General features: G+C 71.6%; 12 protein-coding genes. All 12 read left to right on the top strand.

The window, feature by feature from the left end; all coding sequences use genetic code 11:
* Positions 1 to 99 precede the first annotated feature (99 nt).
* Positions 100 to 2,193: a transketolase gene (gene tkt, locus ACIOC0_RS37075; protein ID WP_402160860.1), complete on the top strand. Its 2,094-nt coding sequence runs from the start codon at positions 100 to 102 to the stop codon at positions 2,191 to 2,193.
* A gap of 19 nt (positions 2,194 to 2,212) precedes the next feature.
* Positions 2,213 to 3,418: a transaldolase gene (tal, locus tag ACIOC0_RS37070; RefSeq protein WP_402160858.1), complete on the top strand. Its 1,206-nt coding sequence runs from the start codon at positions 2,213 to 2,215 to the stop codon at positions 3,416 to 3,418.
* Positions 3,415 to 4,947, top strand: coding sequence for a glucose-6-phosphate dehydrogenase (zwf, locus tag ACIOC0_RS37065; RefSeq protein ID WP_402160856.1), 1,533 nt, complete (start codon positions 3,415 to 3,417; stop codon positions 4,945 to 4,947). Before tal ends, zwf begins: the two co-directional genes overlap by 4 nt.
* Positions 4,944 to 5,879 (top strand): glucose-6-phosphate dehydrogenase assembly protein OpcA, encoded by a 936-nt coding sequence (gene opcA / locus ACIOC0_RS37060; RefSeq protein ID WP_402160854.1) that lies wholly within the window; start codon positions 4,944 to 4,946, stop codon positions 5,877 to 5,879. The genes zwf and opcA overlap by 4 nt, the downstream gene beginning before the upstream one ends.
* A complete protein-coding gene (pgi, locus tag ACIOC0_RS37055; RefSeq protein ID WP_402160852.1) occupies positions 5,872 to 7,542 on the top strand; it encodes a glucose-6-phosphate isomerase in 1,671 nt (556 codons plus the stop codon). Before opcA ends, pgi begins: the two co-directional genes overlap by 8 nt.
* 10 nt (positions 7,543 to 7,552) lie before the next feature.
* Complete coding sequence (gene gnd / locus ACIOC0_RS37050) at positions 7,553 to 8,434, top strand: phosphogluconate dehydrogenase (NAD(+)-dependent, decarboxylating) (RefSeq protein WP_402161149.1); 882 nt, start codon at positions 7,553 to 7,555, stop codon at positions 8,432 to 8,434.
* Positions 8,435 to 8,493: 59 nt separating this feature from the next.
* Positions 8,494 to 9,936, top strand: coding sequence for a membrane-associated oxidoreductase (locus ACIOC0_RS37045; RefSeq protein ID WP_402160849.1), 1,443 nt, complete (start codon positions 8,494 to 8,496; stop codon positions 9,934 to 9,936).
* Between the two features lie 54 nt (positions 9,937 to 9,990).
* Complete coding sequence (locus ACIOC0_RS37040; RefSeq protein WP_402160847.1) at positions 9,991 to 10,434, top strand: helix-turn-helix transcriptional regulator; 444 nt, start codon at positions 9,991 to 9,993, stop codon at positions 10,432 to 10,434.
* 46 nt (positions 10,435 to 10,480) lie between these two features.
* Positions 10,481 to 12,871: an ATP-binding cassette domain-containing protein gene (locus ACIOC0_RS37035; protein WP_402161147.1), complete on the top strand. Its 2,391-nt coding sequence runs from the start codon at positions 10,481 to 10,483 to the stop codon at positions 12,869 to 12,871.
* A gap of 113 nt (positions 12,872 to 12,984) precedes the next feature.
* Positions 12,985 to 13,575, top strand: coding sequence for a TetR/AcrR family transcriptional regulator (locus ACIOC0_RS37030; protein ID WP_402160844.1), 591 nt, complete (start codon positions 12,985 to 12,987; stop codon positions 13,573 to 13,575).
* Positions 13,572 to 15,044 (top strand): MFS transporter, encoded by a 1,473-nt coding sequence (locus ACIOC0_RS37025; RefSeq protein ID WP_402160841.1) that lies wholly within the window; start codon positions 13,572 to 13,574, stop codon positions 15,042 to 15,044. The genes ACIOC0_RS37030 and ACIOC0_RS37025 overlap by 4 nt, the downstream gene beginning before the upstream one ends.
* 57 nt (positions 15,045 to 15,101) lie before the next feature.
* Entirely contained in the window at positions 15,102 to 16,331 is a 1,230-nt protein-coding gene (locus tag ACIOC0_RS37020) for a serine hydrolase domain-containing protein (RefSeq protein WP_402160838.1), read from the top strand.
* The last annotated feature ends 82 nt before the right edge of the window (positions 16,332 to 16,413 follow it).

The raw sequence follows: 16,413 nt of genomic DNA, 5'->3' as shown, positions 1-16,413 counted from the left end.
CACAGGCTGACACAGGCAGACCTTCCGCCGAAAAAGTCAGACTTTTAAGTTCGAACACGCAAGACCTGATCACCGGCTCCTATCGAGGACTTCTTGAAGATGAGCACGCAGAACCGGAACAGTTTCGAGTGGACCGACCTGGACCGGCGTGCCGTCGACACGGCGCGTGTCCTGGCCGCCGACGCGGTGCAGAAGGTCGGCAACGGTCACCCCGGCACGGCGATGGCGCTGGCCCCTGCCGCGTACACGCTCTTTCAGAAGGTGATGCGACACGATCCCGCGGATCCGGAGTGGACGGGGCGTGACCGCTTCGTCCTCTCCCCCGGGCACACCTCGCTGACGCTTTACACGCAGCTGTTCCTGTCCGGCTACGAGGTCGGTCTGGACGACCTCAAGGCGTTCCGCACCCATGGCTCCCGGACGCCGGGGCACCCCGAGTACGGGCACACGGCCGGTGTGGAGACCACCACCGGTCCGCTCGGCCAGGGTGTCGCCAACGCCGTGGGGATGGCGATGGCCGCCCGGTACGAGCGCGGCCTGTTCGACCCCGAGGCCCCCGAGGGCGAGTCGCCGTTCGACCACACGATCTGGGCGATCGTCTCCGACGGCGACCTCCAGGAGGGCGTGTCCGCCGAGGCGTCCTCCCTCGCCGGGCACCAGAAGCTCGGCAACCTGGTCTTCCTCTACGACGACAACCACATCTCCATCGAGGGCGACACCGCGACGGCCTTCTCCGAGGACGTGCTCAAGCGCTACGAGGCCTACGGCTGGCACACGCAGCGCATCGAGCCGCGGGAGGACGGCGACGTCGACGTGCACGCGCTGCACGAGGCGCTGACGACGGCGCGGGAGGAGACCGGGCGCCCCTCGATCATCGCGATGCGCACGATCATCGCCTGGCCCGCCCCGAACGCGCGCAACACCGAGGCCGCCCACGGTTCCGCGCTCGGCGAGGACGAGGTGGCCGCCACCAAGCGGATCCTCGGCTTCGACCCGGAGCGGACCTTCGAGGTCTCCGACGACGTCCTCACCCACACCCGGGCCGCCCTGGACCGGGGCGCCGAGGCCCACGCCGCCTGGGACAAGCGGCTCGCCGTCTGGCGCGGCGCCGACCCCGAGCGCGCGGAGCTGTTCGACCGGATCGTCGCCGGTCAGCTCCCCGAGGGCTGGGAGCAGTCGCTGCCGGTCTTCGAGGAGGGCCCGTCCGTCGCCACGCGCGCCGCGTCCGGCAAGGTGCTCCAGGCGCTCGGCGGTGTGATCCCCGAGCTGTGGGGCGGCTCCGCCGACCTGGCCGGCTCCAACAACACCACCATCGACAAGACGTCGTCGTTCCTGCCCGCCGGCAACCCGCTGCCCGAGGCCGACCCGTACGGGCGTACCGTGCACTTCGGCATCCGCGAATTCTCGATGGCGGCCGAGATGAACGGCATCGCCCTGCACGGCAACACCCGTGTCTACGGCGGCACGTTCCTGGTGTTCTCCGACTACATGCGCAACGCGGTGCGGATGTCGGCCCTGATGCAGCTTCCGGTGACGTACGTGTGGACGCACGACTCCATCGGCCTCGGCGAGGACGGCCCCACCCACCAGCCGGTCGAGCACCTCGCCTCGCTGCGCGCCATCCCGGGCCTGAACGTGGTCCGTCCGGCGGACGCCAACGAGACGGCGACCGCCTGGGCCGAGATCCTGAAGCGGCACGCCACGCGTCCGGCCCCGCACGGTCTGGCGCTCACCCGGCAGGGCGTGCCGACGTACGCGCCGAACCCGGACGCGGCGAAGGGCGGTTACGTGCTGGCGGAGTCCTCGACCCAGACCCCGGACGTCGTCCTGATCGCCACCGGCTCCGAGGTGCACCTCGCCGTGGCCGCCCGGGAGCTGCTGGAGGCCGAGGGGACCGGGACGCGGGTGGTGTCGATGCCGTCCGTGGAGTGGTTCGAGGAGCAGCCGCGGGAGTACCGCGACAGTGTGCTCCCGCCGTCGGTGCGGGCGCGGGTCGCGGTAGAGGCGGGCATCGGCCTGACCTGGCACCGGTTCGTGGGCGACGCGGGACGCATCGTCTCCCTGGAGCACTTCGGCGCGTCCGCCGACGCGAAGACCCTGTTCGCCGAGTACGGCTTCACCGCCGAGAACGTGGCCGCCGCGGCGCGGGCCGTCCTCGACGCGACCACCGGACCGGGCGCCGCGCGCGGCTGATCCGATCGCCAGAAAGAAGATGATCACAGTGACCGAAGCAGTCGCCACCGGGGGAGCGCTCGCGCGTCTCTCCGACGAGGGCGTCTCGATCTGGCTGGACGACCTGTCGCGCAGGCGCATCACGTCCGGCAACCTCGCCGAGCTCGTCGCCACCCGGCATGTCGTCGGCGTCACCACCAACCCGTCCATCTTCCAGGCGGCCATCGGCTCCGGGTGGGGGTCCCCCCGCTCGGGCGAAGCCGAGAGTGGGGGAGGTTACGAGGAGCAGCTCGCCGAGCTGGCCGCGCGCGGCGTATCGGTCGACGAGGCCGTGCGGATGATGACGACGGCGGACGTGCGCGCCGCCGCCGACGTCCTGGGCCCGGTGCACTCGGCCACCGGCGGCCGTGACGGCTGGGTCTCCATCGAGGTCGACCCCCGGCTCGCCCACGACACCAGGGCCACGGTCGCCGAGGCCAAGCAGCTGGCCTGGCTGGTGGACCGTCCCAACGTGATGATCAAGATCCCGGCGACGAAGGCGGGCCTCCCGGCGATCACCGAGGTGATCGGGCTGGGCATCAGCGTCAACGTCACGCTGATCTTCTCGCTGGATCGCCACCGGGAGGTCATGGACGCCTACCTGGCCGGTCTGGAGAAGGCCGCCGCGCAGGGCCTGGACCTGTCCGCGATCCACTCCGTGGCCTCCTTCTTCGTCTCCCGCGTCGACTCCGAGACCGACAAGCTGCTGACGGTCCTCGGCACGGACGAGGCCCTCGCCCTGAAGGGCCGGGCGGCGCTCGCCAACGCCCGGCTGGCCTACCAGGCGTACGAGGAGGTGTTCGGCTCGGCCGGGCGTCAAACGCCCGCGGGGTCGCGCTGGACCGCCCTGGGCGGGGCGCGGGCGAACAGGCAGCGTCCGCTGTGGGCGTCGACCGGGGTGAAGGATCCCGCGTACAAGGACACCCTGTACGTGGACGAGCTGGTCGCCCCCGGCACCGTCAACACCATGCCGGAGGCCACCCTCGCCGCCACCGCCGACCACGGCCGGATCACCGGTGACACCGTCACCGGCGGGTACGCGCAGGCCCGCGCCGACCTCGCCGCCGTCGAAGCGCTGGGCATCTCCTACGACGAGGTGGTCACCCGCCTGGAGGAGGAAGGCATCGCGAAGTTCGAGACGGCGTGGCAGGACCTTCTGGACGCGGTCGCCAAATCGCTGAACAGCAAGGGAGTTGACGCGGAATGAACGCACGGGTGTGGAGCAACCCGCTCCGGGACCCCCGGGACCGGCGGCTGCCGCGGATCGCCGGCCCCTCCGGGCTGGTGATCTTCGGCGTGACCGGCGACCTGTCCCGCAAGAAACTGATGCCGGCCGTGTACGACCTCGCCAACCGCGGTCTGCTGCCGCCGGGCTTCTCGCTCGTGGGCTTCGCCCGCCGCGACTGGGAGGACCAGGACTTCGCGCAGGTCGTCCATGACGCGGTCCGCGAGCACGCGCGCACGCCGTTCCGTGAGGAGGTATGGCAGCAGCTCGCCGAGGGCATGCGGTTCATACCGGGCGACTTCGACGACGACGCCGCGTTCAAGCAACTGCGGGACGCCGTCGAGGAGCTGGACGCCTCGCGGGGCACGGGCGGCAACTTCGCCTTCTATCTGTCGGTGCCGCCGAAGTTCTTCCCCAAGGTGACCGAGCAGCTCAAGAAGCACGGGCTGGCCAAGGCGCCGGAGGGGTCCTGGCGGCGGGCCGTCATCGAGAAGCCGTTCGGGCACGACCTGGCCAGCGCGCGGGAGCTGAACGCGATCGTGCACGATGTGTTCGAGCCGGACCAGGTCTTCCGCATCGACCACTACCTGGGCAAGGAGACCGTCCAGAACCTCCTGGCGCTGCGCTTCGCCAACACGATGTTCGAGCCGATCTGGAACCGGTCCTTCGTGGACCATGTGCAGATCACGATGGCCGAGGACATCGGCATCGGCGGCCGGGCCGGCTACTACGACGGCATCGGCGCGGCGCGCGACGTCATCCAGAACCACCTGCTCCAACTGATGGCGCTGACCGCGATGGAGGAGCCGGCCTCCTTCGACGCGTCCTCCCTGCTCACCGAGAAGCTGAAGGTCCTGCGGGCCGTGAAGCTGCCGGAGGAGCTGGGCGAGCACACGGTGCGAGGCCAGTACGCGGCCGGGTGGCAGGGCGGCGAGAAGGTGCGCGGCTATCTGGAGGAGGACGGCATTCCCCCGTCCTCGACGACGGACACGTACGCCGCCGTCCGGCTGAACGTCGACAACCGCCGCTGGGCGGGCGTCCCCTTCTACCTGCGCACCGGCAAGCGCCTCGGCCGCCGGGTCACCGAGATCGCGGTGGTCTTCCAGCGGGCCCCGCACTCCCCCTTCGACTCCACCGCGACGGAGGAGCTCGGCGAGAACGCCATCGTCATCCGGGTCCAGCCCGACGAAGGGGTGACGGTCCGCTTCGGCTCCAAGGTGCCGGGCACCTCGATGGAGATCCGGGACGTGTCCATGGACTTCGCCTACGGCGAGTCCTTCACGGAGTCCAGCCCCGAGGCGTACGAGCGTCTCATCCTGGACGTGCTCCTGGGCGACGCCAACCTGTTCCCGCGTCACCAGGAAGTGGAAGAGTCCTGGAAGATCCTCGACCCGATCGAGGAGTACTGGGCCACGCACGGCAGGCCGGCCCCGTACCCGTCGGGCACCTGGGGACCCGAGGAAGCCGACGAGATGCTCGCACGAGACGGACGGAGCTGGCGCAGGCCATGAAGATCGACCTGACGGACACCACGGCAAGCAAGATCAACAAGGCGCTGGTGCAGGGTCGCCGCGCCATCGGCACACCTGCCGTGGGCATGGTCCTGACGATGGTCATCGTCACGGACGAGGAGAACGCCTACGACTCGATCCGGGCGGCGGAGGAGGCCTCGCACGAGCACCCCTCACGCACCCTGGTCGTCATCAAGCGGCACACCCGCAACCCGCGCGACCGCACCAACTCCCGCCTGGACGCCGAGGTGCGCGTGGGCGCCGACGCCGGCACCGGCGAGACGGTGGTGCTGCGCACCTACGGCGAGGTCTCCGACCACGCGGACTCCGTGGTCCTGCCGCTGCTGCTGCCGGACGCCCCGGTCGTCGTGTGGTGGCCGGTGGGCGCCCCCGGGAACCCCGCGAAGGACCCGCTGGGCGCGCTCGCCCAGCGCCGCATCACCGACATGTACGCCGTCGAGCAGCCCCTCAAGGCGCTGGAGCTGCGGGCGAAGTCCTACGCCCCCGGCGACACCGACCTCGCGTGGACGAGGCTGACGCCGTGGCGTTCGATGCTGGCGGCGGCCCTGGACCAGGCTCGGGTGCCGATCACCTCGGCGGCGGTGGAGAGCGAGGCGGAGAACCCCAGCGCCGAACTGCTCGCCCGCTGGCTGGAGGCCCGGCTGAACGTGCCCGTCGAGCGGGTCGTCACCGCCGGTCCGGTCGTCACGGCCGTGCGGCTCGGCACCGACGCCGGCGAGATCGTCATCGACCGCCCCGAGGGCCCGCTCGCCACACTGACCCTGCCGGGCCAGCCCCCGCGCACCCTCGCGCTGAAGGTGCGCGACACCTCCGAACTGATCGCCGAGGAGCTGCGGCGCCTCGACGCCGACGAGATGTACGCCGTCGCCCTGCGGGGCGAGGGCGCCGAGGAGGCCTTCTCCCATGCCTGACACCCCCCTGCTCAGCCAGCGGCCAGAGTGGACCGCCCTGGCGGACCACCGCGCCGGATGGCAGACGCACCTGCGCGAGCTGTTCGCCGAGGACCCCGGGCGCGCCGAACGGTACGTGGTGCGCGTGGGCGATCTGCGGATCGACTACTCAAAGAACCTGGTCAACGACGAGACCCTCGCCCTGCTGCGTGAACTCGCCGCCACCACCGATGTGTTCGGGCTGCGCGACGCGATGTTCCGCGGGGAGAAGATCAACGTCACCGAGAACCGGGCCGTGCTCCACACGGCGCTGCGCGCCCCGGCCGACGCGGTGGTCGAGGTGGACGGCGAGAACGTCGTCCCCCGGGTGCACGCCGTGCTGGACAAGATGAGCGACTTCGCGCGCCGGGTGCGTTCGGGCGAATGGACCGGCCACACCGGCCGCCCGATCCGCAACGTCGTCAACATCGGCATCGGCGGCTCCGACCTGGGCCCCGCGATGGCCTACGAGGTGCTGCGGGCCTACACCGCAAGGGAGTTGACGTTCCGGTTCGTCTCCAACGTGGACGGCGCAGACCTGCACGAGGCCGTGCGGGACCTGGACCCGGCCGAGACCCTGTTCATCGTGGCGTCGAAGACGTTCACGACGATCGAGACGATCACCAACGCCACCTCGGCCCGCTCCTGGCTCCTCGAAGGGCTCGGCGGCGAGGAGAAGGCGGTCGCCCGGCACTTCGTGGCGGTGTCGACGAACGCGGAGAAGGTCACCGGCTTCGGCATCGACCCGGAGAACATGTTCGAGTTCTGGGACTGGGTCGGCGGCCGCTACTCCTTGGGCTCGGCGATCGGCCTGTCGCTGATGATCGCCATCGGCCCGGAGCGCTTCCGGGAGATGCTCGACGGGTTCAGGATCGTCGACGACCACTTCCGCAACGCCGAAGCCGAGTCCAATGCCCCGCTGATCCTCGGCCTGTTGGGCATCTGGTACGGCGAGTTCCTGGACGCCCAGTCGCACGCGGTGCTGCCGTACTCGCACTACCTGTCCAAGTTCACCACCTATCTCCAGCAGCTCGACATGGAGTCCAACGGCAAGTCGGTGGACCGCCAGGGCAGGCCCGTGCAGTGGCAGACCGGCCCGGTGGTGTGGGGCACGCCCGGCACCAACGGGCAGCACGCCTACTACCAGTTGCTCCACCAGGGCACCAAGCTGATCCCGGCCGACCTGATCGGCTTCGTCCGCCCCGTCGCCGAACTGGACGACGAACTCAAGGCGCAGCACGACCTGTTGATGGCCAACCTGTTCGCGCAGGGGCAGGCCCTCGCCTTCGGCCGCACCGCGGAGGAGGTCCGCGCGGACGGCGTGCCCGAGGAGCAGGTGCCGCACCGCACCTTCGCCGGCAACCGCCCCACCACGACCGTGCTCGCCACCGAGCTGACCCCGTCGGTCCTCGGTCAGCTCATCGCCCTCTACGAGCACAAGGTGTTCGTGCAGGGCGCGATCTGGAACATCGACTCCTTCGACCAGTGGGGCGTGGAGCTGGGCAAGGTCCTCGCCAAGCGCGTCGAACCCGCTCTGACCGGGACGTTCCCATCAGCCGCTGACGCGGCGGGCTCCGTCCCCGGCCTCGACCCGTCCACCGCCGCCCTCGTGGCCGCCTACCGCGAACTCAAGGAAGTGCACTGACATGGCATCGATGCAGTTGGGCCTGATAGGTCTCGGCAAGATGGGCGGCAACATGCGCCAGCGCATCCGCAACGCCGGCCACACCGTCATCGGTTACGACCGCAACCCCGAGCTGTCCGACGTGGCCGGCCTGCCCGAGCTGGTCGCGCGGCTCGAAGCGCCGCGCACCGTCTGGGTGATGGTCCCGGCGGGCCCCGCCACCCAGTCCGTCGTCGACGAGCTCGCCGACCTCCTGGAGCCCGGCGACACCGTCGTCGACGGCGGCAACTCCCGCTGGACGGACGACGAGAAGCACGCCGCCGAGCTCGGCGCCAAGGGCATCGGCTTCGTCGACGCGGGCGTCTCCGGCGGCGTCTGGGGCCTGGAGAACGGCTACGCCCTGATGGTCGGCGGCGACAAGGAGCACGTCGACCGTCTCCAGCCCGTCTTCGACGCGCTCAAGCCGGAGGGCCCGTACGGCTACGTCCACGCGGGCAAGGTGGGCGCCGGCCACTTCTCGAAGATGGTCCACAACGGCATCGAGTACGCGATGATGCAGGCCTACGCCGAGGGCTGGGAGCTGCTGGAGAAGGTCGACTCGGTCACCGACGTGCGCGAGGTCTTCCGTTCCTGGCAGGAGGGCACGGTCATCCGCTCCTGGCTGCTGGACCTGGCGGTCAGCGCCCTCGACGAGGACGAGCACCTGGACAAGCTGCGCGGCTACGCGCAGGACTCCGGCGAGGGGCGCTGGACCGTGGAGGCCGCCATCGACAACGCGGTACCGCTCCCGGCCATCACCGCCTCCCTGTTCGCGCGGTTCGCCTCCCGCCAGGACGACTCCCCGCAGATGAAGATGATCGCCGCGCTGCGCAACCAGTTCGGCGGCCACGCGGTCGAGTCCGCGAAGGAGTGAATCCCGGTGCGGGAGCGTGTGGTTGACACCTCCCGGGGGGCCCGCCAGAGTCGCGGCTGATGGAGATCGATGATCTGACACCGGCCGAACAGCGCGTCTGGCGGGCCTTCGCCACGGGGACCACCGTGGACCTGCGCGCCCTGGGCGAGGAGGGCGGCCCCGAACGCACCGTCCGAGCCCTCGTGTTGCGGGCCCTGCTGCTCAACGGCCCCCGTGAGGCGGGCGAAGTGGCCGCGCTCAAAGTGCTGGGGGCGCGTGTCACCGGTGTGCTCGACCTGCGGTACGCGGTCGTCGACAGCGTGGCCCGTCTCGCGTACTGCCGTTTCGAGGAGGCTCCCCGCCTCGCCGGCGCCCAGCTCGGCTATCTCAGTCTGCGCGACTCGGTCCTGCCCGGGCTGTCGGCGGCCAGGACCCGGATCGACGGCAGCCTGCGGCTGACGCGCTGCCGCATCGAGGGGCCGGTGTACCTCGGGGGCGCGCAGATCTCCGGCGCGCTGTTCCTCGACGAGGCGGAGATCGGCGGCGCGGACCCCGCCGAGCCGGTGCTCCAGCTCAACCAGGTCACCGTGGACGACGACCTCTGCGCCCGCGGGCTGCGCGTCCGGGGGCGCATCCGGCTCGACGGCGCCACCGTCGCCGGCTCACTCGACCTCCAGGACGCCGAGCTGAACAACCCCGGCGGGCACGTCCTGGACGCCGAGTCCCTGGACGTGGGCGCCAACCTGCTGGGCCGCCGGCTGCGCACGCAGGGCCGGATCGATCTGCGCGGCGCCCGCATACCCGGCCGGGTGGACCTGATGCAGACCACACTCGCCAACCCCGGCGACACCGCCCTGCGGGCCAGCAGTTGCGTCATCGGGGAGCTGTGGCTGCGCGCGGGCGACCCCGTCGTGGGCCGGCTCAACCTTCGGCGCGCCGAGATCAACCAGCTCCATCTCGCGCCCGAGATGCTGCCCGACCAGGTTCGCCTGCTCGACCTCACCTACACCTTCCTCACCCCGCACGAGCCCGCGGAGCGGCGCCTGCCGATGCTGGAGCGGGACGACGACGCCTTCGACCCGCACGCCTACGAGCAGCTGACCGCCGCGTACCGGCGCGTCGGCGACGACCGGGCCGCCCGCCTCGTCCAGCTCGCCAAGCAGCGCCGGCACCGCGGCACGCTGCCCTGGTACGGCAGGCTGTGGGGCCACCTCCAGGACGCCACCGTCGGCTACGGCTTCCGCCCGCTGCGCGCCGCGGTCTGGCTGCTGTCGCTGCTCGCCGTCGGCTCGGCCGCCTTCGCGCACCAGCATCCGCGGGCCCTGAAGGCGTCCGAGGCACCCGAGTTCGATCCGGTCTTCTACACCCTCGACCTGCTGCTGCCGGTGATCTCCTTCGGGCAGGAGTCCGCGTTCGCCCCGTCGGGCGGCTACCGGACGCTGTCGTACGTCCTCATCGTCACCGGCTGGATCCTGGCCACGACCGTCGTCGCGGGCGTCACCCGCAGCGTCAGCCGCCAGTGAGTCACCGGGAACGGGCCCTTGGAACTCGCGGGGCGGCGTGGCACGATCGCCCGGGTGACGAGCAGACCCGACCCGGCGCGGCGGCTCAGTGATCTGGCGCTGCTGCGCCGGGTGCGTGACCGGATCGACCGGGAGTACGCCCAGCCGCTGGACGTGGAGGCCCTCGCGCGGGGCGTGCACATGTCGGCGGGGCACCTCAGCCGCGCGTTCCGGCGCGCCTACGGCGAGTCGCCGTACTCGTACCTCATGACGCGTCGCATCGAGCGCGCGATGACGCTGCTGCGGCGCGGCGATCTCAGCGTGACCGAGGTCTGCTTCGCCGTCGGCTGCTCGTCGCTGGGCACCTTCAGCACGCGTTTCACGGAGCTGGTGGGCGTGCCGCCCAGCGTGTACCGGCATGATCCGGCGCGTGCGACCGCGGGCATCCCGTCCTGTGTCGCGAAACAGGTCACGCGACCGGTCAGAAATCGAGAAGCGCCGCCCCCCGGACGCCCATAGCGTGTGGCCCATGGACATCAGCACCCACGCGAGCCCGGACGACGACATGGGCACGAGCCACGGCACGGACGAGGGCACGGACTCCCCGGCGCACGCGGCCGACAGCCACGAGCTGATCCGCGTGCACGGGGCGCGCGAGAACAACCTGAAAGACGTCAGCATCGAGATCCCGAAGCGCCGGCTGACGGTGTTCACCGGCGTGTCCGGCTCGGGCAAGAGCTCGCTGGTGTTCGACACGATCGCCGCCGAGTCGCAGCGCCTGATCAACGAGACCTACAGCACCTTCGTGCAGGGCTTCATGCCGACGCTGGACCGTCCCGAGGTCGACGTCCTCGACGGACTCACCACCGCGATCATCGTCGACCAGCAGCGGATGGGCGCCGACCCCCGCTCCACCGTCGGCACCGCCACCGACGCCAACGCGATGCTGCGCATCCTCTTCAGCCGGCTCGGCCGGCCGCACATCGGCCCGCCGAGCGCGTACTCCTTCAACACCGCCTCCGTGCGCGGCAGCGGGGCGATCGCCGTCGGCGGCAAGAAAGCGGTCAAGGCGACGTACTCCCGCACCGGCGGCATGTGCACCCGCTGCGAGGGCCGGGGCACGGTGTCCGACATCGACCTCACCCAGCTCTACGACGACTCCAAGTCGATCGCGGAGGGCGCGTTCACCATCCCCGGCTGGAAGTCGGACAACGTGTGGACGGTGGGGATCTACGCCGAGTCCGGCTTCCTCGACCCGAACAAGCCGATCCGGGAGTACACCGAGCGGGAGATGCGCGACTTCCTGCACGGTGAGCCGACCAAGGTGAAGGTCAACGGCGTCAACCTGACGTACGAGGGGCTGATCCCGAAGATCCAGAAGTCGTTCCTGTCCAAGGACAAGGAGGCGATGCAGCCGCACATCCGGGCGTTCGTGGAGCGGGCGGTCACCTTCACCACCTGTCCCGAGTGCGACGGGAGCCGGCTCAGCGAGGGCGCCCGCTCGTCGAAGATCGGCGGGGTCAGCATCGCCGACGCCTGCGCGATGGAGATCCGGGACCTGGCCGAATGGATCCGCGGTCTGCGCGAGCCCACGGTCGCGCCGCTGCTCACCGCGCTGCAGCACACCCTGGAGGCGTTCACGGAGATCGGCCTCGGCTATCTCTCGCTCGACCGGCCGGCGGGCACGCTGTCGGGCGGTGAGGCGCAGCGCGTCAAGATGATCCGCCACCTCGGCTCCTCCCTCACCGACGTGACCTACGTCTTCGACGAGCCGACGGTCGGTCTGCACCCCCATGACATCCAGCGGATGAACAACCTGCTGCTGCGGCTGCGGGACAAGGGGAACACCGTGCTCGTCGTGGAGCACAAGCCGGAGACGATCGCGATCGCCGACCATGTCGTCGACCTCGGCCCGGGCGCCGGCACGGCGGGCGGCACGGTCTGCTTCGAGGGCACCGTCGAAGGGCTGCGCGGCAGTGACACCGTCACCGGGCGGCATCTGGACGACCGGGCGGCGCTGAAGGAGTCGGTGCGCAAGCCGACCGGCACGCTGGAGATCCGCGGCGCGAGCGCGCACAACCTGAAGGGCGTGGACGTCGACGTCCCGCTCGGCGTGCTGTGCGTGGTGACGGGTGTGGCCGGTTCCGGCAAGAGCTCGCTGATCCACGGCTCGATCCCGGCCGGCGAAGGCGTGGTCTCGGTCGACCAGACGCCGATCCGCGGCTCGCGCCGCAGCAACCCGGCGACGTACACCGGTCTGCTGGAGCCGATCCGCAAGGCGTTCGCCAAGGCCAACGGCGTGAAGCCGGCCCTGTTCAGCGCCAACTCCGAGGGCGCCTGCCCCACGTGCAACGGCGCGGGCGTCCTGTACACCGACCTGGCGATGATGGCCGGCGTCAGCACGACCTGCGAGGAGTGCGAGGGCAAGCGGTTCCAGGCCTCGGTGCTGGAGTACCGGTTCGGCGGCCGGGACATCAGCGAGGTGCTGGCGATGTCGGTGACGGAGGCGGAGGAGTTCTTCGGCGCCGGCGAGGCGCGCACGCCGGCCGCGCACGCCGTGCTGACCCGGCTCGCCGAGGTGGGCCTCGGCTACCTCACCCTCGGCCAGCCGCTCACCACCCTCTCGGGCGGCGAGCGGCAGCGGCTCAAGCTGGCCACGCACATGGCCGACAAGGGCGGCGTGTACGTCCTCGACGAGCCGACGACCGGGCTCCACCTCGCCGACGTCGAGCAGCTGCTCGCCCTGCTGGACCGGCTCGTGGACTCCGGGAAGTCCGTCATCGTGATCGAGCACCACCAGGCGGTCATGGCGCACGCCGACTGGATCATCGACCTCGGCCCGGGCGCCGGTCACGACGGCGGCCGGATCGTCTTCGAGGGCGCCCCGGCCGACCTGGTCGCGGCCCGCTCCACGCTCACCGGCGAGCATCTGGCGGCGTACGTCGGGCAGTTGTGAGGGGCTTCCATTGAGCGGCTGACGCCTGCCCGGTTGCCCAGGCAGGCGTAGACAGTGTCTACCGAGGCGTGGTAGACACTGTCTACAGCCGAGCCTTCCGGAAGTGAGCCCCAGTGACACCGCCGCAGGAGAACGAGCCCGATCTACGCACGCGACTCGTCGACGTCGGCGTGGAACTGCTGGCCGAGCAGGGCGCCGACGCGTTGACGCTGCGGGAGATCGCCCGCCGGGCGGGCGTGTCGCACGGGGCTCCGCGCCGCCACTTCCCCACCCACCTGGAACTGTTGTCGGCCGTGGCCCACCGGGGGTTCACCGGACTGGCCGGCCGGGTGACCTCGGCCCTGGGCGACGGAGGCGCTCCCCCGCGCGCACAGCTCTCCGAACTCAGCCGCCTTTACCTGGAGTTCGCCTTCGAGCAGCCCGGCATGTACGAGCTGATGTTCCGTCACGATCTGCTGGCGAGCGGGCATCTGCGGCTGAGGGACACCAGCCTGCCCCTGTTCGGCGTGCTGGTGGAACTCGTGGCCCGCGTGCGGCCCGAGGCCGACGCGCGGGCGGTCGCCGGCGCGCTGTGGGCCAACCTGCACGGCCTGGCCCAGCTGTGGCGCTGGGGCAGTCTCCAACTGGCCACCGGGAGCGAGGACTTCGGCCCGCTCCTGGGGACCGTGCTCGACGCCCACCTGGGACCGGAGGCCGGGCGGTGAAGCGCTCCCTCGCACTGGCGAGCAGTGTGGCGGGCGCCGCGGTCGTCGCCCTGGACGGCACCGTGCTGACCGTCGCGCAGCCCACCCTGCGGCACGACCTGCACGCGTCGTTCGCACAGGTGCAGTGGACCAGCACCGGGTATCTGGTGGCGGTGGCGAGCCTGTTGGTCTTCGCCGGCCGGCTCGGGGACCGCTACGGTCACCGCCGTGCCTTCGCCGTCGGCATGCTCGGCTTCGGCGCCGCCTCCGTGGGCATCGCGCTGGCCCCCGACATCGGCTGGGTGATCGGACTCCGCGTTGTACAAGGCGTGTTCGGCGCGCTGTCGCAGCCCGCGACGCTCGGCATGCTGCGCGTCGCCTACCCGCCCGAGCGGCTGCGGCGGCCCATCGCCGTGCGCACGGCCGCGATCGGACTGGCGGCGGCCGCCGGGCCGGTGATCGGCGGTGCGCTGGCCACCTCGTACGGCTGGCGGGCGGTGTTCCTCGTCAACATCGTGCCCGCGCTGGTCTTCGGCGTGCTCGCTCTCGCCTCGCCGGGCGGGGGCGGGGAGCGTGTGCGCTCCGGGGCGGCGGGCCGTCCGGCGTTGGACGTCACGGGTGCGCTGCTGCTCGCGGTGGCGCTGGCGGGACTGGTGCACACCCTGGCCAGCCCTCTCGCCTCCCCCGGCACAGGCGGCCCGGGCACCGTCGTCACCGTGCTCGTCGCGCTCATTGCGGGCGTAGCGGGCCTCGCCTTCGTCCGGCACGAGCGCCGCACGCCGGCTCCGCTGCTGCCGCCGGACGTGATCGGCTCCCCGATGGTGGGCGCGGCGCTCGCCCTGCTGGTCACCGCCTCCGCCACACTCAACGGCGCGCTCTTCGCCTGCGTCCACCTCCTCCAGGACGGCCTGGGCCTCACGCCGCTGCGCACCGCGCTGCTCAGTCTTCCGCTGGCCGTGCTGCTGGTGGCCGCGGCGCCCGCGTCCGCCGTCCTGCTGCGGCGGGCCGGCGCACGGGCGACCCTCGCCGCGGCGACGGCCGTCCTCACCGCGGGTCTGCTCGTCCTCGCGGGGGCCTCGGGAGCCGCGGCCTTCTGCGTCGGGTTCGGCCTGCTGGGCGCGGGTTTCGGCACGGTGATGGTCGCGGGGACCCATGTCGTCGTACGGCGGGCTCCCGTGGAGTCGGCCGGGGTGGCGGGCGGTCTGCAGCAGACGGCGATGAACGTCGGGCCGGCGCTCGGCGTGGCGGCCGCGGCGCTGCTGATGGACCTGGGCGGCTCGCGCCTCCCCCTCGCCGTCCTGGCCGCGGCGGCCGCGGCGGCGATCTGGGTGTGCCGCCGGCTGCCGGGCCGCGCCCCGGACACCTCGCGCCCGCGGCCCGCTCCGCCGGAGGAGGTCTCGTCCCGGGCCGGCCGGCGCGACACAGAGCACACAGGTCACGGCGTGGAAAGGGGCTCCTGGGCGCCGTCCCTGGGCGACGATGAGTGCTGAGGGCGTTCCGCGAGGTGTGCCGGAGCGCGCCTCGTACGAGCGCAACGGAGGCAAGCGATGGCACAACTGCGGCAAGAGGTCGACCCGCGCGAGGTCGGGCTCGACGCGAAGGCGCTGGACCGTCTGGACCGGCATGTCGCCCACCACGTCGACGAGGGCCGTCTGCCCGGCTTCCTCTTGGCCGTCGCCCGCGGCGGCCGGGTCGCCCACCTCACCACGCACGGCCGGCGTGACATCGCCTCGGATCTCCCCGTCGAGGCCGACACCCTCTACCGCATCTACTCCATGACCAAGCCGGTCACCTCGGTCGCCGCGCTGACGCTGGTGGAGGACGGCGCCCTCTCCCTCGACGATCCGGTCGCCGACCACCTGCCCGCCTTCGCCGATCAGCGGGTGTACGTGTCCGGCTCCGGCGCGGACCTGACCACCCGGCCGGCCCGGCAACCGCTCCTGGTGCGGCACCTGATGACCCACACCGCCGGCCTGACCTTCGCCTTCTACCACTGTCACCCGGTCGACGCCCTCTACCGCGAGGCCGGACTCGATTCGGCCGTGCTGCCGGGCTCGGACCTGGCCGGCACCGTCGAGGCGTACGCACGCCTTCCCCTGCAGTTCGAACCGGGCACTCAGTGGAACTACTCGGTCGCCACCAACGTCCTCGGCAGGATCATCGAGGTCGTCTCCGGCCGGCCCCTGGACGAGTTCCTCGCCGAGCGCGTCTTCCGGCCGCTCGGCATGCCCGACGCCGGCTTCCAGGTGACGGACGAACAGGCCGTACGGCTGGCCGAGTTGTACGGGGACACCGACGGCGGCGCCATACAGCCGATCGCGGGGCTGCCGCTGTCCGGGCGGCCCCGGTTCCTGTCGGGCAGCGGCGGCATGGTGGCGAGCGCCTACGACATCCACCGCTTCATGGAGATGCTCCGCCGGCGCGGCGAGCTCGACGGCGTGCGGGTGCTGCGGCCCAAGACGGTGGACCTGATGACCCGCAACCACCTGCCCGGCGGCGCCGACCTGCGCACCGTCGGCAGCCGCCCCGCCCACGACGAGCCCGGTAACGACGGCGTGGGCTTCGGCCTGGGCGTCTCCGTCGTGATCGACCCGGCCCGCACCCAGGCCCCCGCGGGTATGGGCACGTTCGGCTGGAGCGGGGTGGCCACGACCACGTTCTGGGTCGACCCGAGCCGGGATCTGACCGTGCAGTTCCTGACCCAGCTGCGGCCGAGGAAGTCCCTGAAGCTCTACCCCGACCTCAAGCGCCTGGTGCACGAGGCGGTCGTCGGCTGAACCGGGGCGCGGCCGTTCACGCGCGCGGCCTCGGCCCGAGTCGCCGAGGCCGAGGCCGTCGTACCCCGGGGCCGCGCGTTCG

This window comes from Streptomyces sp. NPDC088254, assembly GCF_044740925.1.
In the GTDB taxonomy this organism is placed as follows: Bacteria; Actinomycetota; Actinomycetes; order Streptomycetales; family Streptomycetaceae; genus Streptomyces.
Note: the sequence above shows the minus strand (reverse complement) of the source record. Positions and strands in the feature narration are given on the sequence as shown.